At 51.0% G+C, this 20,771-nt stretch carries 16 protein-coding genes and 1 tRNA gene; 7 read left to right on the top strand and 10 right to left on the bottom strand.

Annotated features, from left to right (window positions below):
- Window positions 1-142: 142 nt before the first annotated feature.
- The 4 genes from K2G43_RS02680 to K2G43_RS02665 all read left to right on the top strand — a co-directional run bounded on the left by K2G43_RS02680 (window position 143) and on the right by K2G43_RS02665 (window position 4,469).
- Window positions 143-775, top strand: a complete 633-nt coding sequence (locus K2G43_RS02680; RefSeq protein WP_300152904.1) for a hypothetical protein — start codon at window positions 143-145, stop codon at window positions 773-775.
- Window positions 776-960: 185 nt separating this feature from the next.
- Window positions 961-1,515, top strand: coding sequence for a cob(I)yrinic acid a,c-diamide adenosyltransferase (locus K2G43_RS02675; protein ID WP_300152903.1), 555 nt, complete (start codon window positions 961-963; stop codon window positions 1,513-1,515).
- A 70-nt stretch (window positions 1,516-1,585) separates the two neighbouring features.
- Window positions 1,586-1,807: a DUF2795 domain-containing protein gene (locus K2G43_RS02670; RefSeq protein WP_072531153.1), complete on the top strand. Its 222-nt coding sequence runs from the start codon at window positions 1,586-1,588 to the stop codon at window positions 1,805-1,807.
- Window positions 1,808-2,039: 232 nt separating this feature from the next.
- Window positions 2,040-4,469, top strand: coding sequence for a DEAD/DEAH box helicase (locus K2G43_RS02665; RefSeq protein WP_300152902.1), 2,430 nt, complete (start codon window positions 2,040-2,042; stop codon window positions 4,467-4,469).
- A 6-nt stretch (window positions 4,470-4,475) separates the two neighbouring features.
- Here the strand turns inward: K2G43_RS02665 and K2G43_RS02660 are convergent.
- From K2G43_RS02660 to K2G43_RS02645, 4 genes are all read right to left on the bottom strand, one after another.
- Window positions 4,476-4,567, bottom strand: a tRNA-Ser gene (locus K2G43_RS02660).
- An 86-nt stretch (window positions 4,568-4,653) separates the two neighbouring features.
- Complete coding sequence (locus K2G43_RS02655) at window positions 4,654-5,145, bottom strand: GNAT family N-acetyltransferase (RefSeq protein ID WP_297644373.1); 492 nt, start codon at window positions 5,143-5,145, stop codon at window positions 4,654-4,656.
- Between the two features lie 67 nt (window positions 5,146-5,212).
- Window positions 5,213-6,997 carry an alpha-1,3-galactosidase B gene (locus K2G43_RS02650; RefSeq protein WP_297644371.1) on the bottom strand — a complete coding sequence of 595 codons (1,785 nt, stop codon included), beginning with the start codon at window positions 6,995-6,997 and terminating at the stop codon, window positions 5,213-5,215.
- A gap of 122 nt (window positions 6,998-7,119) precedes the next feature.
- Window positions 7,120-9,327 carry a beta-N-acetylglucosaminidase gene (locus tag K2G43_RS02645; RefSeq protein WP_297644377.1) on the bottom strand — a complete coding sequence of 736 codons (2,208 nt, stop codon included), beginning with the start codon at window positions 9,325-9,327 and terminating at the stop codon, window positions 7,120-7,122.
- 151 nt (window positions 9,328-9,478) lie between these two features.
- Here K2G43_RS02645 and K2G43_RS02640 point away from each other — a divergent pair, with 151 nt between their 5' ends.
- Together K2G43_RS02640 and K2G43_RS02635 are read left to right on the top strand one after the other, a co-directional pair.
- Window positions 9,479-10,036, top strand: a complete 558-nt coding sequence (locus K2G43_RS02640; RefSeq protein WP_297644223.1) for a porin family protein — start codon at window positions 9,479-9,481, stop codon at window positions 10,034-10,036.
- A gap of 75 nt (window positions 10,037-10,111) precedes the next feature.
- Complete coding sequence (locus K2G43_RS02635; RefSeq protein ID WP_297644222.1) at window positions 10,112-10,996, top strand: DMT family transporter; 885 nt, start codon at window positions 10,112-10,114, stop codon at window positions 10,994-10,996.
- Between the two features lie 10 nt (window positions 10,997-11,006).
- Here the strand turns inward: K2G43_RS02635 and K2G43_RS02630 are convergent, their stop codons facing one another.
- From K2G43_RS02630 to K2G43_RS02615, 4 genes are all read right to left on the bottom strand, one after another.
- Window positions 11,007-11,468 carry a low molecular weight protein-tyrosine-phosphatase gene (locus tag K2G43_RS02630; RefSeq protein ID WP_300152901.1) on the bottom strand — a complete coding sequence of 154 codons (462 nt, stop codon included), beginning with the start codon at window positions 11,466-11,468 and terminating at the stop codon, window positions 11,007-11,009.
- Between the two features lie 184 nt (window positions 11,469-11,652).
- Window positions 11,653-14,118, bottom strand: a complete 2,466-nt coding sequence (gene priA / locus K2G43_RS02625; RefSeq protein WP_300152900.1) for a primosomal protein N' — start codon at window positions 14,116-14,118, stop codon at window positions 11,653-11,655.
- A 94-nt stretch (window positions 14,119-14,212) separates the two neighbouring features.
- On the bottom strand, window positions 14,213-14,986 hold the full coding sequence (locus tag K2G43_RS02620) for a hypothetical protein (RefSeq protein WP_297644219.1): 774 nt from the start codon (window positions 14,984-14,986) through the stop codon (window positions 14,213-14,215).
- A gap of 82 nt (window positions 14,987-15,068) precedes the next feature.
- The gene (locus tag K2G43_RS02615; RefSeq protein ID WP_300152899.1) at window positions 15,069-17,129 is read right to left on the bottom strand and encodes an HDIG domain-containing metalloprotein; all 2,061 of its coding nucleotides are present in this window, start codon (window positions 17,127-17,129) and stop codon (window positions 15,069-15,071) included.
- Window positions 17,130-17,227: 98 nt separating this feature from the next.
- Between K2G43_RS02615 and gltX the strand changes: the two genes are divergently transcribed.
- Window positions 17,228-18,751: a glutamate--tRNA ligase gene (gltX, locus tag K2G43_RS02610; protein ID WP_300152898.1), complete on the top strand. Its 1,524-nt coding sequence runs from the start codon at window positions 17,228-17,230 to the stop codon at window positions 18,749-18,751.
- Window positions 18,752-18,823: 72 nt separating this feature from the next.
- Here gltX and K2G43_RS02605 read toward each other — a convergent pair whose 3' ends face one another.
- Both K2G43_RS02605 and K2G43_RS02600 read right to left on the bottom strand, forming a co-directional pair.
- Window positions 18,824-19,348, bottom strand: a complete 525-nt coding sequence (locus tag K2G43_RS02605) for a gamma carbonic anhydrase family protein (RefSeq protein WP_297645389.1) — start codon at window positions 19,346-19,348, stop codon at window positions 18,824-18,826.
- A gap of 114 nt (window positions 19,349-19,462) precedes the next feature.
- Window positions 19,463-20,771 (bottom strand): aminopeptidase family protein P (locus tag K2G43_RS02600; protein ID WP_300152897.1); only part of this gene is annotated, 1,309 nt, incomplete at its 5' end.

The raw sequence follows: 20,771 nt of genomic DNA, 5'->3' as shown, positions 1-20,771 counted from the left end.
AAACACAAGTGTCTGTCACGTCAGGAGCAAGTGTCTGTCAAGTCGTGTATTTGCTCTTGCAAATTGCCTCTCTTTTTCTCTTTGCAATAGCGTTTAATCGCTTATTGTTCGTATCTTTGTACTAATCTTTAGACATGAAGCTATGAATCATATAACTCTTGCGTTGAAACGCCCTTTCATCTGGTTGCTTCGTTTCCGCCACCGTTGCGGTTACGGGGTGCATTCTCCCTTTGCTTTCAATCTGATTACGCAGGTGATTTATGAACGCACACCTTATTATAAATACAAGGATTTGGCCGAAGAGGAGAAGAAGCTGGCACCGGAGAAGGACAAGAACTGGAAATATGAATCGAAGAAGATAAAGCGGCTTTTGTTCCGGCTGGTGAACGAGGCCCAACCGAATGTGGTGGTAGATGCCGGCACGCTTGCCGCTTCTTCCCTCTACCTGAAGGCGGGCAAGGTGGGGGCGGACTATCTGGCTGCCACCGAATTGTCGGAGCTGTTTCTGGAAGCAGGCGTGCCTGTTGACTTCCTTTATCTGCACGACTACCGTCGTCCTGCATTCGTAGAGGAGGTCTTTCGTGTCTGTGCCGCCCGCACGTGCGGAAAGTCGGTCTTTGTGGTGGAAGGCATTCGCTACACTTCTGAGATGGTCGCCCTTTGGAAGCGTATGCAGCAGGATGAAAAGGCGGGCATTACGTTCGACCTTTACGACCTGGGCATCATTTTCTTTGATAAAACGAAGATAAAACAAGACTATATTGTCAACTTTTGATTGTCTTTAGGCGTTTAAGGAGAAGAAGCTGTCTGGAGTTGGAAGGAGCCGTCACACTCCGCCTCGCTCCGTTGGAGCAGTTGAAAACCGATAGTCCGGGTTTGTGCAAATCGGAGTATCGGCTTCTAACCCCCGGATAACTCCTTCTAACTCCCGACAGCTCCTTTAAATAAAGTTACAACCTTATGAAGATTTATACCAAAACCGGCGATAAAGGAACCACCTCACTGGTAGGCGGTACCCGTGTGCCCAAAACCCATATCCGCCTTGAAGCGTATGGCACAGTCGATGAATTGAGCTCCAACTTGGGGCTGCTTGTCACCTATCTGTCTGATGAGCAGGACAAAGTTTTCTTGCAGCAAGTGCAAAACATATTATTTTCGGTAGGCTCCCAGTTAGCTACCGATCAGGAAAAAACCGGATTAAAGGCGGCGAGTGTCATCACCGGCGAGCAGGTGGAATCGGTGGAGCGGGAGATTGACCGTCTGGATGCGCTTTTGCCTCCCCTTGCAGCTTTCATCTTGCCCGGTGGAAGCCGTGGAGCGGCAGTCTGCCACGTTTGCCGTACGGTTTGTCGGCGTGCCGAACGGCGGATTCTTGCTCTTGCCGAGCAGGTGGAGATAACCGCTGAACTATTGTCTTATATGAACCGTTTGTCCGACTATTTGTTCGTCCTTTCACGTAAAATGAATCAAGATGAGAAAAAAGTTGAAATATTTTGGAATAATAGTTGTATGTGAAATAAATTGTTATACTTTTGCCCTCAAATAGAAATAGAACTTAATACTCACAATTTTAATACTAAGAATCATGTATTGGACATTGGAATTAGCATCGAAGTTGGAAGATGCTCCTTGGCCGGCAACTAAGGATGAACTGATAGATTATGCCATGCGCTCGGGTGCTCCCCTTGAAGTGATAGAGAATTTGCAAGAGATGGAAGATGAAGGCGATATTTATGAAAGCATAGAAGATATCTGGCCCGATTATCCCAGTAAGGAAGATTTCTTTTTTAACGAGGAAGAGTACTGACAACTGCCGGATAGGTCAAAACGTAAACCATCAGCGGGACGAACAAGGAAAGGTTGTTCGTCCCGCTGTTGGTTTTAAGGGGGCGGTTGACCGAAAGCCTTGTGCCGCTTACATTATTTCATGGTTTCCCTATAAATATACTGATTGCTATATGCTCCGCTTATTCAAAAATCAGTATCTTTGCCCAATCACATCACGATGTGATTTGTTCATTTAATATCCTCCTGTTAATATGATAGATATGCAAGAAAGAGCGACATACGCACTGCCCACACTGCGAGAGCGACATTTGCCGGAGAAATGCCGGGAAACGGTAAAAGACCTGTTGAAAGAAGTCTATGGTTACAATCAGTTCCGAGAACTGGAGATTTATGATGATTTGTTCAAAGGAAAGGAGAAAGTCACCCTTTCGCAAGGGCAACTGATTGAGAATGTGATTCGGGAGGTGGAAAAGGCACAGCAGGCTGAGGCGCATCCGGACAATATCTTGCTGACCGCTCCTACGGGTTCCGGAAAGTCGCTGTTGTTCCAGTTGCCCGCTATCTATTTGGGAAGGGAGTACAACTTGTTGACTATCATTATCTCCCCTTTGAAAGCGTTGATTGTCGATCAGGTGGAAGGGTTGCAGGATATAGGTTATTCCCGTGTGGCATACGCTTCGTCCGACCTGTCGCCTGAGCAGAAAACCGAAGTCTATCGGCAGGTGCGTGAGGGAGAGATCGACCTGTTTTATCTTTCGCCGGAGCTGCTTCTCTCATACGATATCAAGCATTTTGTGGGCGAACGTCGCATCGGTCTTATCGTTATTGATGAGGCGCATACGGTGACAACCTGGGGAAAGGAGTTTCGGGTGGACTACTGGTTCTTAGGACGTTATTTGAAAGACCTGAAAAAGAATCTGGGTTATGCTTTCCCCCTGTTTGCGCTGACGGCTACGGCGGTATGGAATCCCAACGGAGGCAATGATATGATATTCGATACCATCCGCTCCTTGCAGATGGATTCGTGTATGCTCTATATAGGTACGGTGAAGCGCCGTAACATCGGCTTCGATATCCGGCAACTGTCTATTGAAGAGGGAGAAACCTACGACAAAGCCAAGCAGAATGTGGTGGCTGCCCGTATCGATGATTTTCTGGACGGGCATAAGACATTGCTCTACTATCCCTTTGCCGGTGGCATTGATATGCGTATGAAGGGATGGGTGAAGCCTGCAAACTGGCATTTGGTGGCTTCCTATTACGGCAAGAAGGACAAAGAGCAGAAGGCTGAGATTGTGCGGGAGTTTAAGGAGGGAACCAAGCAACTGATTGTCGCTACCAAGGCTTTTGGTATGGGAGTGGATATCAGTGACATCGACCGTGTTTATCACGTGGCTCCGTCCGGAACGTTTGTCGATTACATTCAGGAGATAGGTCGTGCGGCGCGTGATGCAGATGTCCGGGGTATCGCCGCTACCGATTTCCACGAACGCGATTTCTACTATATGAAGCGGCTGCATCAGACGGGCAACATTGCGCAAGAGCAGTTGGCACTTATCTTGCGGAAGCTGATGGAGGTTTACCGTATGAAAGGGGAGAAAAACGCGATACAGGTTTCTCTTTCCGATTTTGAGTTTATTGTAAAGCTGCCCCGAACCAGAAACAAACTGGAGTATGAGGCTGAATTGGGACAATTCATCAAGACGGCATTGCTGTGGCTGGAGGAGGATTTGGCGCAACGATACGGCAGGCATCTGCTGGAGGTCAGTCCTCAGAATTTGCTGACCGAAGGTTATATCCAGGACAAGACAGGGGATGCCTTTATCCGTGAGTTCCAAGATTATCTGACCCCGGTGGAGGGGCAGGAGGGTGTCTATAAGGCACGTTTGGAAGCCCTGTGGGAAGAGCGTTTCCCCGATTTCGGTTATAAGGACTTTAAGCAGAAACTGAATAATGGCACTTTGTGGGAAGGTTCGCGTGCCGTCTCCGTGGGCAAGCATGAAGTGCTGCTGAAAGAGGATGCCGCTGTCATCCGCGAACGGATGGATGCCCTGTTCAAGAATCTGGTAACTTTGTTGAAGACGGCGTTGTTGAAGTCCAAAGGTCGTTTCGATGAAGAGGAATTGCGCAACCTTTTTGCAGCGCATGGCATGGATGTGCGTTCGGCCAAGCGTTTCATCGGTTCGCTGTTGGAGAGCCGTACGGAAGAGGGACGCAGTGTGAGCTATATCAGCAGTGTGAAGAAAAAGGAGTCCAACGAGCTTTCGTTCACAGTGACCAAAGGATTCGACTTGTTGCTTTCCCGCTATCAGAAACTGTTCAGCCAGCGCATTGTGGGTAGCAAGGGCGATCGCTTACTTTTCTATTGTACGCCCTTCTCCGATTTGAACATGCTTCTCAATCTGCTTTCTATGCTCGATTGCCTTTCGTTCAGTGTGGAAGGAGGAGGCACTCCTTGTGTCCTTGTGCGCTTCCATGATGCGGACACCTTGCAGCAACTCGCTTCCGGTGACGATTACCGTAACCTGATTTTGGATAATAACGAGCAGATATTCCAAGAGCAGATAGAGTTGTTCTCCCTTTTCTTTGGAACGGATAAACTGACGGACGAACAGCGTTGGGACTTTGTGGAAGACTATTTCACGGGGACAGGAGTAGAGGAGTTGAAGCGGAAGTTCTGACCCCGCTGGCGGAAAGAGTGGGATTCAAACCCACGGAACAGCAAAAGCCGTTCGCCGGATTTCGAGTCCGGTCCATTCGATCACTCTGGCATCTTTCCTTGTTTCGGGTGCAAATGTAATGCGTTTTCTGTTTCGTTGTTCTTTTTCGGTTGATTTTTTTTTAGGGAGTGCTCCATTCCGGCCGTCATTCTACCCTTTGGAACGCCAATCGTTCGTCTCCATTGGCGAGATAGATGATGCCACAATAGTGGAAACCGTCTTTCTTCAGGATATGCTGGAGGATGCGGTTGTCGCGATGGGTGTCTGCACGGAGGTTCGGAATCCGGGCATGGCACCATTGCAGGCAGGCTTTGGCCACTCCTTTGCTCGTTTCTGTGCTGGCCAGCCGGTGGATGACACCGTAGGGAAGCGTGTCTTCCAGCCATTCTCCTTCATAGATCTGCGCGTAGGTAGGGTCTTTGCCCGGGATGAACGCGAAGGTACCGATGATTTCTCCGTTTTCAAGGCATACGTAGCTGTGGCCGTTTTGGATGTCTTTCTTGATGATGTCAGTAGAAGGGTAGTTGCCCCTCCACTGATGCATGTTTCCGTCTTTTCGCATGATGCGTTTGGCCTGCTCGAAAATATCCATGAGCGTATCTAACTCTGTCGGTCTGGTTTTTCTGATTTCTATCATTGGCTCATTGTTTATACGTTGAGAGGATGTGCCTCAATTATATCTCACGCACATCCTCTCCGTTTTTTTAATCGATTCTCACCCGATTCACCTTTTCCAGCAAGAAGCGGTTTTGGTTCCAGTGGAAAGGTTTGTATTCGTTGTTCTTCCTGATGACGTTGTTCCGAAATATCAGCCCATCCACAGACTTGGCATAGAGGATGGGGGCGTCGAAGGTATCAAATTCATTCTCTTCGATGATGATGCTGTCATCCTTGCCACCGTGGAAATATTGTTGTTGCCCTTTCAGATTGGGGATTTCGGGATAGATGGAAATGATGGCATTGGTGAATTGGAACTGGTTGGTCAGCGCATTGACGAAACGATTCTTACGAATGATGACGTTGCGGCATGCCCCCGTCTCGTACCAGCCGTTGCAATCGCCGCACAGCAGGATGGCGGTTCCCGAAGTGTGGTCGAAGAGATTTTCTTCTACTACTACCTTTTGCGGGGTGCTGAACAGCGTGCCCCGTGCCCGGTTGTTGCGGATGGTGTTTCCTTTGAATACCACTTCGGGTGTCCACGTCAGATTCTCGATGCCGAACTTCTCCTTTTCACAGATTTGCGGGTCAATGGGGTCACGGAATGTGATTTGGAACATACGTGCGCCTGCCGTTTCCTCTTTATCGGCCGGAGCGATGGCGGTGATGCTGTTGGGTTGCCCGATGATGTCCATTGTGTTGGAGCGGATGAACTGGATGCTGTCGCCCGGTTCTCCCCATTCAAAACCCCACGACTGGTCGTGCATATAACGTCCGATGAGGGTATGGTCATCTACCCGTTTCACTACTTTCAGGTAGGTGCCGTGTACGTTGATGGCATCGTCCATCATACCTTCATACAAACCGTCGTAAGAGAGTATCTTGCCTTTGCAACCGGAGAAGTGGGTGGCATCGGCCTGGGTGGTGAAGTAGCGCGGGTCATCCGCTCCTTTCAGGCAAACGCCGAAAGCCCGGAGCGTAATGTTTTCGCACAGTTGTGCAAGCAGACCCATGCCCTCGGCATAGTGTACCTTCACATTCTCCAGTACGGTGTTGCGGTTGTGATGAAGGAAGATGCCCGGGGCGGGACGTCCCCAGCCGCGCATGGCTATCACGGTGCCCGGAACGAGGCGGCTGTCTTTCCAGTTCGGCGAAAGCAGCTTGCCGTCCGCCGTTGCCTTCACTCCTTTGGTGGGGCAGGGCAAATCGCTGGTGTTGTAAACGATGTGGCGGGTTTCTCCTTCAAAGGCGATTCCATACCGGGGGTGGTTTGTCCAACCGTCACCGTATGCCTCGAAAACAGAATCTTTGCTGATGCGCCATTTCACCCAAGGGGCAGGTACGAAAGTGATGCCCTTTTCGGCATCGTTCTCTACTACCTCGATTTGGGAGATGTGCGGATTGGCAAAGTCGATGCTGAAGTTGCGCAGGGTGCAGTTCTCGGAGTTGAGCAATGCCAGTGGCAACATCCGTCCGTGGAAGATGAGTTCGGCATCGTTGCCATCCAGTGTCAGGTGTTTGAAGCCTTCCAAGTTGATGCCGACTTTTTTAGGATTGGTCTGGTCATGGTTGGAGATGTAATAGGTACGTTCAGCGGCACCTGCTTCCTGAAAGAGATACTTTCCTTTCGCAAAGCGTAAGATGATGCTGTCTTCCGGAGCGCATTCGGATTTAATACGGTTGACGATTCGTTGCAAGATAGGACTTGCGTTCTTTTTGCTGTTGGCTTTCAAGCCCATTTGGGAGAGGTCATAAGTACGTTCGGCGGCACTCAGACCGCCCGTACAGCTTGCCATAAGGAGGCAAAGGGATATGATTTTGTTCAGTTTCATAGTTTTAAAATGATAATGTTTTAAAGTGATAAGGTGGTAGAGTGGTAGTGGTAGTGCAATTTATTTTCATTATCGCCTTACCACTCTATCACCTTACCACTCTATCACTTTATCACTCTAATTTATTCTGTCAATCGGAATGTCTTGAAATAGACTTTTTGTTCGTTGTCGGAAATGTTTGTCAGTCTGATCTTCATCACTTTCCGTCCTTTCACGTCCGCTTGCTTCGTGGTGTAGCCTTTCCATACAGTTTGCAGGGTTGCGGGTTGCCACTCTTCACCGTCAAGGCTTGTCTCCAGTTTGAAGTTTGCGTATGTCTCTTCCGATGTGCCTAAATCTATTCTTAAAGAAGAGAGGATGCGCGGATGGTCCATTGAAAGAGTCAGCGAACCGCCTGCTTGCCAGTTGATGACTTCGTTGGAAGGTGTGATGCTACCTTCTTTTCCCTTTTGCTGGGTGGGGAGCAGGGCGAGTTGTGTCACGTTGCTTTCCAATGTATAAGGTGAATAGATGGCACGTGCGTTTAGTGTGGTGTGGAAGCGTTCGTTGTATTGCTTCGTGGAGGCCTCAAACAGCGCGTCGAAAGTCGGCATCAATTGTCCGCTTCCGCTCTTCACACCTTGCGGATAGCGGGCATCGTTGTCTGTCATCAGTGTTTGCAAGGCTTGTGCGTGCGCATGGCTTTGGGCGAAAGCCTCCTTTTGCGCCTGTTGGCGAATCATGTTTAAGACGGTTTCTCCATATTCTCCCACCAGCTTGAACTGGTCGAGCCATGGCCTGATTTCGTCGATAAGCGGACGGTTCTCATTGCCGGAAGCAAGCAGCATATCTGCCGATAGGATAATTTTGCGGCACTCTTCGGCCACTTGCCGGTAGGCATCATCGGCAGCCTTTCCGTTCTCCTGATAGCTTTTCAGCAGGGCGGCGAGGGCAGGCTGAAGAGCTGTGGACTCTTCGCGGCGGAAACCATGCCCGTTCTTGCCCAAATCGGAGTTGTGGGCGGCGAAGGTTTTCAGGTATTCGGCATGGAGTGGCATCAAGTCCCGGATGGCGTGTTCCCAGGAAACGTTGCTGTCATACTTCTCCATATTCCAGGTATAGTCGGCCACACTATAGAGCGCGATTTTGGAAGCTTCGGCATACTCCATCGGATTGGAGACAAATGCCGCCAATTCGTCTTTGATGTCAAGTCCGTTACCATAGACGGCACCCAGCAACAGATGGTCGCGCACGTAGTCGGATACGGGGAAGTTCCACCAGATATACGCTTTGCGTTTCAGCAGCGGATTGATGAATTCCATGGAAGGCTTGTCTATGGTGGCGATGACCCTGTTGCCGGTCCACATGATTTCGATGCCTTTGTTCAGCTGGTCGCCGAGGGTGGTCAGGTAGCCGCCTTTTACGTTCGCCCATGACTTGTTGTATTCCGTAGGACACATTACTAAGGGGGCCACATCCTTCTTTATCTTTACGAAGTGATCGTCTATGTAGTTCAGCAGCTCGGCTTGTTTGCCAGCCTTGGTCCCTTCACCTGAGATGTCGTCGAAGAAGACGGCGAATCCGCGTACGCCCAGTTGGTACATATTTTCAAACTTCTGCAAGAGCAAAGCACGATCTTCATCGTTCCAGCGGATGTCCTGTCCCGGATGGATAGCCCAATAGAAGATGACGTTGTTTTCACGGGCCTTGTCCACAAGTCGTTTCAGTTGTTCGGCTTCTTTGGGCGGGTAGGGCTTGCGCCAGTTGGGCGTGCTGTGGTAGGGGTCGTCTTTCGGTCCGTAGATATAGACGTTCATTTTGTTTCGTCCGTAAAACTCCAGTTGGCGGATTCGGGCTTCCTCGCTCCACGGTGTACCGTAGAAGCCTTCCACCACGCCACGGTAGGGGACATCGGGAAAGTCGGTCACTTCTGCAAGGGGCAACTTGTGTAGCGTAAGCAGTTGGGCAAGCGTCTGCACGCCGTAGTAGGTGCCTCGTTCATCGGAGCCGGCAATGACGATGCGGTCTTTTTCTATTTTCAGGTAATAGCCTTCCGACCTTTGAGGAATGCGGTTTTTGTAGCTCTTCACCGCTTTATCGTCCTTTGTACCTATATATATACGGAATTTTGCATGAGCGGTTTCTCCCGGCAACAGGGAGCGGAGTAGGGGAAGCGCTGCCTTTCCGTTCAGCGAATTGCCGGACAATAGTTGGTATTGTTGGGGAATGTCAACGGAATCCTGTTGGGATACATATTCCTGTGGGGTAGGCTGTAGCCGGAATTCCTGTGCACGGAGGTTTGTAAAGGATAATAAACCGATGGCACTGAGCAGTAATAGTTCTTTTTTCATCATAATCTGTTTAAGGAATGAATGTTTATGTTACAAAGATGAAGAAAATAATCAAAATATGGTATGGATATGAATCTATTTTTCTGTGCTACTTGCTCTTTTAGAAAGATTTTACATATATTTGTCGCGTAATTTTAAAAAAGAATGAGTTATGAAGAAGATTTTTAGTGCTTTTGTAGCAGTCGTATGCTGTATGTTTATGGCTATGCCGGCACAGGCTCAGTTGTTGAAGTTTGGTGTAAAAGGCGGTGTGAATATGACAAAGATTGATTGGGATGGCGGAGTTAAAGGAAACAAGGACAATTCCACCGGTTTCTTCATCGGTCCGATGGCTGAAGTGACGATTCCTATCGTAGGCTTAGGAGTGGATGGCGCATTGCTGTTCTCGCAGAAAGGAGAGGATGGCTGGAAGCAGCAGGGTATCGAGATTCCTGTCAATCTGAAATATACCATTGGTTTGGGAAGCTTGTTGGGTATTTATCTGGCTGCCGGTCCCGATTTTTATTTCGATCTGAAAGAAAAGGATGGAGTGGACCGTAAGACGCAATGCGGGCTTAACCTGGGTGCCGGTCTGAAGTTGATCAAGCACTTGCAGGTGGGTGTGAACTATCAGATTCCGTTGGGCGACAGCTTCAAGGTTGCGGATGCCGTTAAAGCTGTTGGCGTTAAGAACAAGACTTGGCAGGTTTCCGCAGCTTACATCTTCTAAATAATTGTATAGCAGCTATTCGGGAGTTACCGAGAATTTTTAATTCTCGGTAACTCCTTAGTTTATGATGGTTTTATGAAAGATAATACAAGTTCTGTTTTTTACGCCTGCATTGCAGTGCTCAGTTGGTCCACCGTGGCGACCGCTTTTAAAATTGCGTTGATGCACCTTACCCATTTTGAAATGCTCTTGGTGGCAAGCTGCACTTCATTGGTCATTTTCACCCTTTTGATCACCGTCCGGAAGAAATGGAAAGAGGTGGCGGAATTGTCCGGCAAGCAGTGGGGGTATTTCGCTATGTTGGGATTGCTGAATCCGGTGGCCTATTATCTGGTGTTGTTCAAGGCTTACGACCTGCTGCCTGCGCAGGTGGCTCAACCTGTCAACTATATCTGGCCCATTATGCTGTTGATCCTGCTTGCCTTGTTCGCCCATCAGCCCATACCGGCGAAGAAGTACATCGGTATGTTCATTTCATTGAGCGGCGTGGCGCTTATTTCGATAGGCACAGGGCAGTCGGAAGGTATGAACCTATCGGTGTTCGGATTGCTGTTGGCGTTCTTGAGCTCTTTGCTGTGGGCCATGTACTGGATGATAAACAACAAGTTCAAAGATAAAACAGACGGCAGTGTGGCACTGTTCATGAGTTTCCTGTTTGGCACGGGCTATCTGCTGATAGGCGCAGCGGTGGTGGGCGTGAATCTTCATACGCTGCCCGGCATTTTGTCGGGAATGTATGTCGGCGGATTCGAGATGGGTATTCCTTTTATTTTCTTCAGCCTTGCTATGCGGAAAACCACTAATCCGGCGCTTATCAACCAGCTTTGCTATTTGTCGCCTTTCCTGTCTTTGTTCTTTATTGCCCTTATTTTGGGCGAGCAAATTGTGCTGGCGACCTATATCGGCCTCGCCTTGATAGTGACGGGAATCATGTTCAATGAATATCTGGTTAGGAAGTAGGCGGGGACGCTTACAACTTTTCCAGCAACCCCGCACACGCATCTTCCAATACATCCAATACGTACTCGAACCCTTCGGCACCTCCGTAATAAGGGTCGGGTACGTGGTCGGCGTATGTAAACTTCGTGCAATACTCTGTCATACGGTGTATCTTGCTCCATGCTTCCACCGAAGGGGCACGTTCCTTCAGGTCGTCAATATTGCGGTCGTCCATACCGATAATCAGGTCGAAGGTATAGAAGTCTTCGGTGCGCACGGGGCGCGAACGGTGGGTCAGGTTGTATCCACGTCTGGCGGCATGGGCACGCATCCGATTATCCGGCAACTCCCCCTGGTGATAGGAGAGGATACCGGCAGAATCAATTAAAAACTCATCTTCGCGTCCAGCTTCTTCTACCAGACGCTTCATCACTCCTTCTGCGGAGGAGGAACGGCAAATGTTGCCGAGGCAGACAAAAAGTATCTTTTTCATATTTCTCTTTTATAATCAAGTTTTTTATGTCGTTACGCTTCACGCCATGATATCAGGCTATCAGCCTTTTCCCCGGACTTCGCTTTCCGGCATCGAAAGCGGATCCTGCCTTGACCGTTGTATTCCTATCAGAAGTTTACAAAGCATCTCGGCTGGTTTTTTATCATAACTTTGAGTTTTTCCTTTACATCGGATCCACATCATAATACACAATCAGCGACTTGAACCGATCTTCTGCCATCATCTCTTTCTGTACCTGTACCAGCAGTTCGCGGGCGCGGACCATTGGGGCGTTGGTCTCTATTTTCAGTATGATTTTGCGGATGAAGAGGGTCTGCACGCGTGCCACGGGCGGTTTGTCGGGACCCAATACCCGGTTGCCGAAGATAGTGCGGAGTTTGGTTGCCATGGTTTGTGCCATCAGGTCGAGCAGGGTCTCGTTGCGGTTCTTCAGATAGACGTACACCAGGCGGTAGTAGGGCGGGTAGTGGAACATCTGCCGTTCGGCAAGCTGTCCGTCCACCATGCTTTCGTAGTCGTTGGCGATGACTTGGGGGATGATGGGGTGGTTGATGCTTTTGGTTTGCAGTATCACCTTGCCCCGTTTGTTTTTCCGTCCGGCGCGTCCTGCCACTTGCGCCATCAGCTGGAAGGCACGTTCGTAGGCGCGGAAGTCGGGATAGTTCAGCATCGTGTCGGCGTTGAGGATGCCCACAACGCTGACGTGGTCGAAGTCCAGTCCTTTAGAAACCATCTGGGTGCCTATCAGGATATCTGTTTTCCCCTGCTCGAAGTCGGCGATGATGCGCTCGTAGGCGGTGCGGGTGCGGGTGGTGTCCAGGTCCATCCGTGCCACGCGGGCTTCGGGGAAGAGGATTTGGATGTCGTCTTCTATCTTTTCCGTGCCGAATCCCCGGTTGCGCAGGTCGGCTCCTTCGCAGGCGGGGCAGACGCGCGGCAGTTGATAGGTGTAGCCGCAGTAGTGGCAGGTCAGCTGGTTCAGGCCCTTGTGATAGGTCAGGCTCACGTCGCAGTTCTTGCATTTGGGCACCCATCCACACGTGTTGCACTCTATCATCGGAGCAAAGCCACGGCGGTTCTGGAACAAGATGACCTGCTCTTTCAGCTCCAGCGCTTCGCGGATATGCTGCAACAGCAGCGGGGAGAAGGGGCCGTTCATTCGCTTCTTGCGGTGCAGTTCCTTGATGTCCACAGGGACAATTTCCGGCAGCTGTATCGCTTTGTAGCGCTCTTTCAGCTCCACCAATCCGTACTTGCCGGTAGTGGCGTTGTGCCAGGTCTCGACGGAGGGGGTCGCCGTGCCCAGCAATGTCTTGGCACCATACATGGCGGCCAATACGATGGCGGCGTTGCGGGCGTGGTAGCGGGGGGCGGGGTCTTGCTGCTTGTAGGTGTTCTCATGCTCTTCGTCCACAATCACCAGACCGAGGTTGCGGAAAGGGAGGAAGATGGACGAACGGACTCCCAGAATGAGGTCGTAGCCGTTGTCCGACAGCTGTTTTTGCCAGATTTCCACCCGTTCGGCATCCGGGAACTTGGAGTGGTATATGCCCAGACGGGAACCGAAGACCCGTTGCAGCCGTTCCGTAATCTGTGTGGTAAGGGCTATTTCGGGCAGCAGGTAGAGCACTTGTTTTCCCTGACGGAGGGTCTCTTCTATCAGGTGGATGTATATTTCTGTCTTGCCGCTTGCGGTGACTCCGTGTAGCAGGCAGACGTTTTTGCTTTGAAAGCTTTCCAGGATAGAGCGATAGGCCTGTTGCTGGTGTTCGTTCAGCGGATTGACCGAAACGGTCTCTTTCTGCGGAGCTGCGGATAATCGTCCCACTTCCTGCCGGTACACTTCGAACACACCACGCTCCACCAGACCGTTGAATACGCCCGGTGTGGCGGCAGTTCGGCGCAGCAGTTCGGCTTTGGATACCTCCTTCACATCCCGTCCGCTTAAGAAGCCGGACAGCTCGATGTATTTCATCAGCAGGTCCAGTTGCTTGGGGGCGCGGCGTTGCAGCTCGTCGAAGAAGATGTGCAGACGGTGCTCGTTGCGTGCGGCGGCGGTCAGGCGCACGCGGGTTTCGGTCTTGGGCTTGTAGGTGCGGCGCAGCTCTTCTTTGACGAAGATGGCCTCTTTGTCGAGCAGGGACTTGATGACGGAGAGGATGTTTTTGAGGCCGCTCTCTTTTTCCAGTTTCGTCACGCATTGTTCCGGGTTGGTGGAGAGCATATCCAGTATCTGCTGTTCCTTTTCCGACAGGGGGGCATCGGCCTCAAAGTCGGGATTGTGCTCCACGATGGTCTCACTCTCCAGCTTCAGGCCGGAGGGCAGTGCCGCCTTATATACATCGCCTTGCGTGCAGAGGTAGTAATCGGCAATCCATTCCCAGAACCGGAATTGTTCGGGCAGCAGTATCGGGCGGGTGTCCAGCAATGCCGATACCTCCTTCACCTCATAGTCGGTGGGGGCGTAGTAGTGCACGTTACGCACGATGGCCGTATAATACTTCTTCCGTCCGAATGGCACTACCACCCGGCAGCCCGTCTGCACCTCGTCCGCCCACTCTTCCGGCAGGGAGTAGGTGAAGCAGCTGTGCAGGGGCAGAGGCAATATGACGTCGGCAAACTTTTTCATCGCGACGGCAAAGATACGACTTTTTGTGAAATCGCTTCTCGGCATGCGGGAAAAGCTGTCCGTTTGCTCATGGCTTTTTACTGCTCATCGGCCTCTAAAGGAACGATGACGTGTCGTGGTAGTGCCGTTTGTCGATGTTCAGGCTGCAAGTGGCATCCACACCGGCTTTTGACAGGCGTTCGGCGATTTCTTTCAATTCCTTTCTTGGAACCCTGCCGATGTAGAACAGCCGGTAGCGATAGTTGTCATCCAGCAGCTCCATGACGTGTGTGAAGGCTTGTTCGCGGGCGAAGTCGAAGTTTACTTTCCGCAATTGCCGATACGGATAGCGGATGGTTCTGCCTACGCTTTGTATGACAAGCGCATCTTTCTCCAGTGTCAGATAACAGAAGCGTGTCATCAGCATGTTGAGGAAGAAAAGACTTAAGACGAAGGAGACGGTCGCCGGAATGAATCCCCACCACACTTCGCCACTGACGGAGTAATAACCTACTATAAGAAATGTCAGGAACAGGACGAAGAACCAGAACATGTAGAGCGACGGGCGTCGGTAGGTGGTGGCCGGCAGTTCGGTTGCGGTGCGTTCGCGGGGCATGTAGTTGTCGAACGGAATTCCTTGTGACACCAGGTAGCGGATCATCGAAGAGGGATGGCGGAAAGGGTGCAGGCATATTACCCTGTCTTTCCCCTCTTTCAGATGGAGCGTCAGGATGCCCGGCCCGTACTTCACAGCAGACGATGGCTGTTCCTTGGCAGGCTTTTGCGGGTAACGTTGCATAAAGCTGAAACTCTTGATGTGTTGAGGCTCGATGTGCCGGCTTTGCAGCAGTCGTTCGGCTCTTTTTTGTTCTTTCTGTGTTACTTCCATGCTGATTTAGTGTTATAGTGATTAGTGATTTCATTCTCTTCTCCCCTCCCTACTGGGGAGGGGTTGGGGGAGAGGCTGTAGGCTACTTTTTCAGTTCCGGATAGCTGATGCGAGTATGGTAAATCGTTTTCAGTTTTTCTTTGAATACGGTTTTCACGGTAGCGATGTCCTTGAAGGTGATGGGGCACTGCTTGAAGTATCCCTCCGCCACTTGTGAATCGATAATCTTTTCAACCAGGTTGCTGATGCTTTCCTCGGTATATTCGGGCAGGCTGCGCGAAGCCGCTTCCACAGAGTCTGCCATCATCAGGATGGCCTGCTCCTTGGTGAACGGGTTGGGGCCGGGGTAGGTGAACGCCTCTTCATTGGGCTCTTCGTCAGGGTGTTCGTTCTTCCAGGAGATGTAGAAGTATTTGGTTTTCCCTTGTCCGTGGTGGGTTGTGATGAAGTCTTTGATGACTTTCGGCAGGTTGTGCTTTTCCGCCAGTTTCAGTCCGTTGGTCACGTGGCTGATGACCACCTGGGCGCTCTGCTCATATCCTAAATTCTTGTGTGGGTTGACTCCGCCCAACTGGTTTTCGGTGAAGAATGCGGGGTTCTCCATTTTTCCGATGTCGTGATACAGGGCACCGGTACGTACCAGTTGGCTCTTGGCGTCGATGCGGTTGGCCGCTTCGGCGGCAAGGTTGGCCACCTGCATGGAGTGCTGGAAGGTGCCCGGAACGGTCTCGGACATGCGGCGCAGCAGGTTGGTGTTGATGTTGGACAATTCCACCAACGTGACGTTGGAGGTGAAACCGAAGGTCTTTTCCACCAGGAAGAGCAGAGGATAGGCAAACAGCAGCAAGATGCCGTTGATGATGAAGTACGTGTACATGCTTCCGTTGATTTTCGTCAGGTCGTTCTCTGTAATCAGTTCGAAGGCGAAGTAAACGGTGGCGTATGTCAATATCACAAGAAGCGCTGTCCGGAACAGGTGCGAGCGTTGCGAAAGTTCTCTCAGGCTGAAGATGGCAACCAGCCCTGCCGACAGTTGCAGCAAGATGAACTCATGCGGATAGCGCAGGCAGATGGAGCATATCAGAATGGTAGTGGTTTGCGCGATGAATGCCGTGCGTGAGTCGAGGAATACCCGCACGATGACGGGCAGCATGGCATACGGGATGATATAGACATTGAATATGTTGTTGGCAACCATGACGGCAGTTATGATGCAGTAGAACATAATCAAGGCGAAGAGCAAGGATAGGCTGCCCCTGCTCTTATAGTAGTCTTTGCGGAACAGGTCAAGATAGAGCATGAAGCAGAGGATGAAGAGGCTGACGTATAATACCTGTCCGGCCAGTATCAATCGTTTCTGTCCGATGGATTCGCTGCGTTTGATGGACTCTTTCCGGAGGCTTTCGAGGATGTTGTAGGTGTCTTGGTTGATAATCTCGCCGCGGTCGATGATTTTCTGTCCGCTCAGCACGATGCCGTTGGCCCATGAGTAGTTGTCGAGCACCTCCTTCTTGGCGGTTTCCGTCCGCTGCTCGTCGTAGGTCAGGTTGGAAAACAGGTATTCGTTCAGCGCGCATTGCCGCAGGATGTCCGGGCGATAGTGGGCGGTGTCGGCGGTGAGGATGTAGTTGTAGGCACTTTTCACCGAATACACTTTGTCGATGTCCTGTTGGTTGGCCAGTTTGTCGTTGATGACCATCAGGGCGGTGGTGCTGTCTTTATGCAGTTGGGCCAGTTCTTCGGTAGCGACGATGCCGGCGCGATATACTTCCGTGAGTTTCCGTTCCAGAAAGCGGACGTAGTCGATGGAGGGAAGCAGGCTGCGCAGATGGTTCTGGTAGTCTGTCTTCAGCTTGGAAAGCACGCTTTTCTCCACGCTTTTGTCCAATTGGAAATAGGGTTGGAAGGAGGCCAGGAGGCTGTCTTGTTCCCGGTTCACCACATCGTCTGATTTGTAGATGGGAAAATCGAATGTGGCCATCAGCTGTCCGTATTTCCAAGGCTTGTCAATGTCAAATTGATAGTTGAACTTGCCGTCACGTGGCAGAAAATAGGCAATGGCCCCTACAGTACCGATAAATATCAAAGCTCTGTATAACAAATCTCTGAGTGTAAATTCTCTTTTAGTCTTGAAATAGCTCATATCAACTGAAATTTTTGCGAAAAGTACAAAAAAAAACAATAGTGTGGAAAAAAAGGATTAATTTTGCCACCTAAATTATTTATATGTTAAGATAGATTATGACAGAAAGAAAGGTCAGAGTCCGTTTTGCCCCAAGTCCTACGGGGGCGTTGCACATTGGCGGTGTGCGTACAGCTTTATACAATTATCTCTTTGCGCGTCAGCATGGAGGAGATCTGATATTCCGTATTGAAGATACTGATTCCAACCGGTTTGTGCCGGGAGCGGAAGAATATATCCTGGAATCTTTCAAGTGGTTGGGAATTCCGTTTGACGAGGGAGTGAGCTTCGGTGGAGACCACGGCCCTTACCGCCAGTCGGAACGCCGTGACATCTACAAGAAATATGTGCAGATTCTGTTGGAGGCGGGAAAGGCTTACATCGCTTTTGACACTCCGGCAGAACTGGAGGCGAAACGTGCGGAAATAGCCAATTTCCAATACGATGCTTCAACCCGCATACAGATGCGCAATTCGCTGACTCTTCCCAAGGAAGAAGTGGACGAGCTGATTGCGGCCGGCAAGCAGTATGTGGTGCGTTTCAAGATAGAGCCGAATGAGGATGTGCATGTGAACGACCTGATTCGGGGCGAAGTGGTCATCAACTCTTCCATCCTGGACGACAAGGTGCTTTATAAGTCGGCCGATGAGCTTCCTACCTATCACCTGGCCAACATTGTGGACGACCATCTGATGGAGGTGTCGCACGTCATCCGTGGCGAGGAGTGGTTGCCTTCTGCACCGCTGCACGTGTTGTTGTATCGTGCTTTCGGATGGGAAGATACGATGCCTGCCTTTGCCCACCTGCCCCTGTTGCTGAAGCCCGAGGGAAACGGCAAACTGAGCAAGCGCGACGGCGACCGTCTGGGATTTCCGGTGTTCCCGTTGGAGTGGCACGACCCCAAGACGGGCGATGTCTCTTCGGGCTATCGCGAATCGGGCTACCTGCCCGAAGCCGTAATCAACTTTCTGGCGCTGTTGGGATGGAATCCGGGCAACGACCAGGAATTGATGTCGATGGATGAGCTGGTGAAGCTGTTCGACTTGAGCCATTGCAGCAAGTCGGGTGCCAAGTTCGATTATAAGAAAGGCATTTGGTTCAATCATGAGTATATCATGGCGAAGCCCGATGCGGAGATTGCCGCGCTCTTCAAGCCGGTGCTGGAGGCCAATGGCGTGGCGGTCGGCAATTATAGCGATGACTTCCTTGCCAAAGTGGTGTCGCTGGTGAAGGGGCGTGTCAACTTTGTGAAAGAGTTGTGGGATCAGACCCGCTTCTTCTTCGTGGCTCCTGTAGCCTACGCTGAAAAGGATGTGAAGAAACGCTGGTCGGAAGATACCCCCCGCATCATGACCGAACTCATGGAAGTGTTGCGCGGCATCGAGGACTTCTCGTCCAAACCCTCTGAGGACATCGTCATCGGATGGATTACCGAACATGGCTATCATTTGGGCAATGTGATGAATGCCTTCCGCCTCGCGGTGGTGGGAGAGTGTAAAGGCCCGCACATGTTTGACATTACCGAACTGATAGGTAAGGAAGAGACGCTGGTGCGTATCCAACGTGCGATAGAAAACATTTGAAAAAAGAAGAGTTAAGAATTGAAGAATGAAGAATCTGGCTGCGCTGTCAGATTTCTTCATTCTTCATTTTTTTTATACCTCATTCTTCTTGTACCATCCCGCATACATCAGATAGTTGTGTGCAATCTTTTGGTTCAGTTCCTTGGCCTGGTCGGGATCCACTTTCTTGATGAATTTGGCGGGTACCCCTCCCCAGATGCTGCCCGGCTCGATCACGGTATTGCTCAATACCAGTGAACCGGCGGCTACGATGGCTCCTTCGCCTATCACGGCATGGTCGAGGATGGTGGCTCCCATGCCTATCAGGGCATAGTCTTTGACGGTGGCCCCATGGATGGTCACGTTGTGGCCTACAGATACGTGATCGCCTATCTCGATGGTCGATTTCTCGTACAAAGTGTGGAGCACGCTTCCGTCTTGGATGTTTACTCCGTTGCCGATGCGGATGGAATTGACATCGCCGCGCAGCACGGTGTTGAACCAGATGCTGCAATCCTGTCCCATTTTGACATCGCCGATGAGGGTGGCGTTGTCTGCCAGAAAGCAATTTTCTCCGATTTCGGGAGTGAAGCCTCTTACTGATTTGATAAGTGCCATTTATTGGGTGTTTAATGATTGGTGATTAATGATGGAACACAGAGACACGGAGACACAGAGGATTGGTCTGGAGATTGAGAGATAGAATCTCTGTGCCTCCGTGTCTCTGTATTTTTATTTTAGTTCGCTGCACGCCTCTTCCAGCCATTTCTGCTCTTCCTTGTTCAGGCTTGGCGCCAGTTTTTCATAGACCTGACGATGGTAGTTGTTCAGCCATGCTATCTCTTCTGCTGTCAGCATTTCCGGGAGGATGCCCTTCTTGCAGATGGGGCAGAGGGTGATGGTCTCGAATTTCAGGTAATTACCGAACATGCCTTCGCCTGCCGGTACGGTCAGCACCAGGTTCTCCGTACGTATGCCGTGGCTTCCGGCTTTGTAAACGCCCGGTTCGTTGGAAGTGACCATTCCCGCATGCAAGGCGACCGGGTTTTCATTCATGCGGATGCTTTGCGGCCCTTCGTGCACATTGAGGAAGTGGCCTACGCCGTGTCCCGTGCCGTGCAGATAGTTCATGCGGTGTTGCCATATCGGCATGCGTGCCAATACGTCCAGTTGCGCTCCCCGGGTGCCTTCGGGGAAGACGGCCATGGCGAGGTTGATGTGTCCTTTCAATATTAAAGTATAATCCGTCTTTTCTTCTTCGGTCAGATTTCCCAATGCGATGGTACGGGTGATGTCGGTGGTGCCGTCCAGGTATTGCGCTCCCGAGTCGAGCAGCAGGAAACCTTCCGGTTTCAAGGCGACGTCGCTTTCCGGAGTGGCTTCGTAGTGGACGATGGCGCCGTGCTCCTTGTAGCCGGCGATGGTGTCGAAGCTCTCGCCCCTGTAGAGCGGTTGTGCGGCGCGGAATTCATGCAGCTTCCGGTCGATGCTTAGCTCTGTCTCGTTGCCTGCGGAGACAGCCTCCTCCAGCCATTTCAGGAATTTCACCAAGGCCACGCCGTCGCGTTGCATGGCGGCGCGTATGCCGGCCACTTCGCATTCATTGCGGATGGCTTTCAGCAGAGCTATCGGTGAGCATTCGTTCACTATCCGGTGGGTAGGGGAGAGGGCGGAGTAAACGGCGTAATTCGTTTTGTCTGCTTCGAGCATGATGCAGCTGTCCGGCAGTTCTTTCAGGAAAGATTCAATCGATTCGTAGGCGTGGAGGGTGACACCGGCCTCTTTCAGATAGGCAGAAACCTCTTCCGTCACTTTGCCGGGCTGGATGAAGTAGTGCGCTTCCTGCTCGCAGACTATCAGATAGCTGACCACGACCGGATTGCAATGTACGTCGTTTCCGCGCAGGTTCAGCGTCCAGGCTATCTCGTCCAATGCCGATACCAACAGTACGTTTGCTTGGTTTTTCTTCATTTCCCGGCGGATGGCGGCCAACTTCTCCGGACAACTTTTTCCGGCATACTTCCTTTCGTGGATGTAGGCG

This window comes from Bacteroides sp. (assembly GCF_029057325.1).
Classification (GTDB): Bacteria; Bacteroidota; Bacteroidia; order Bacteroidales; family Bacteroidaceae; genus Bacteroides.
Note: the sequence above shows the minus strand (reverse complement) of the source record. Positions and strands in the feature narration are given on the sequence as shown.

Bases quoted from the DNA above. Each gene is read 5' to 3' on its own strand.
- K2G43_RS02615 (WP_300152899.1), bottom strand. From the start codon at position 17,129: ATGAGCTATTTCAAGACTAAAAGAGAATTTACACTCAGAGATTTGTTA.
- gltX (WP_300152898.1), top strand. From the start codon at position 17,228: ATGACAGAAAGAAAGGTCAGAGTCCGTTTTGCCCCAAGTCCTACGGGG.
- K2G43_RS02675 (WP_300152903.1), top strand. From the start codon at position 961: ATGAAGATTTATACCAAAACCGGCGATAAAGGAACCACCTCACTGGTA.
- K2G43_RS02665 (WP_300152902.1), top strand. From the start codon at position 2,040: ATGATAGATATGCAAGAAAGAGCGACATACGCACTGCCCACACTGCGA.
- K2G43_RS02650 (WP_297644371.1), bottom strand. From the start codon at position 6,997: ATGAAACTGAACAAAATCATATCCCTTTGCCTCCTTATGGCAAGCTGT.
- K2G43_RS02680 (WP_300152904.1), top strand. From the start codon at position 143: ATGAATCATATAACTCTTGCGTTGAAACGCCCTTTCATCTGGTTGCTT.
- priA (WP_300152900.1), bottom strand. From the start codon at position 14,118: ATGAAAAAGTTTGCCGACGTCATATTGCCTCTGCCCCTGCACAGCTGC.
- K2G43_RS02635 (WP_297644222.1), top strand. From the start codon at position 10,112: ATGAAAGATAATACAAGTTCTGTTTTTTACGCCTGCATTGCAGTGCTC.
- K2G43_RS02640 (WP_297644223.1), top strand. From the start codon at position 9,479: ATGAAGAAGATTTTTAGTGCTTTTGTAGCAGTCGTATGCTGTATGTTT.
- K2G43_RS02605 (WP_297645389.1), bottom strand. From the start codon at position 19,348: ATGGCACTTATCAAATCAGTAAGAGGCTTCACTCCCGAAATCGGAGAA.
- K2G43_RS02655 (WP_297644373.1), bottom strand. From the start codon at position 5,145: ATGATAGAAATCAGAAAAACCAGACCGACAGAGTTAGATACGCTCATG.
- K2G43_RS02620 (WP_297644219.1), bottom strand. From the start codon at position 14,986: ATGGAAGTAACACAGAAAGAACAAAAAAGAGCCGAACGACTGCTGCAA.
- K2G43_RS02630 (WP_300152901.1), bottom strand. From the start codon at position 11,468: ATGAAAAAGATACTTTTTGTCTGCCTCGGCAACATTTGCCGTTCCTCC.
- K2G43_RS02670 (WP_072531153.1), top strand. From the start codon at position 1,586: ATGTATTGGACATTGGAATTAGCATCGAAGTTGGAAGATGCTCCTTGG.
- K2G43_RS02645 (WP_297644377.1), bottom strand. From the start codon at position 9,327: ATGAAAAAAGAACTATTACTGCTCAGTGCCATCGGTTTATTATCCTTT.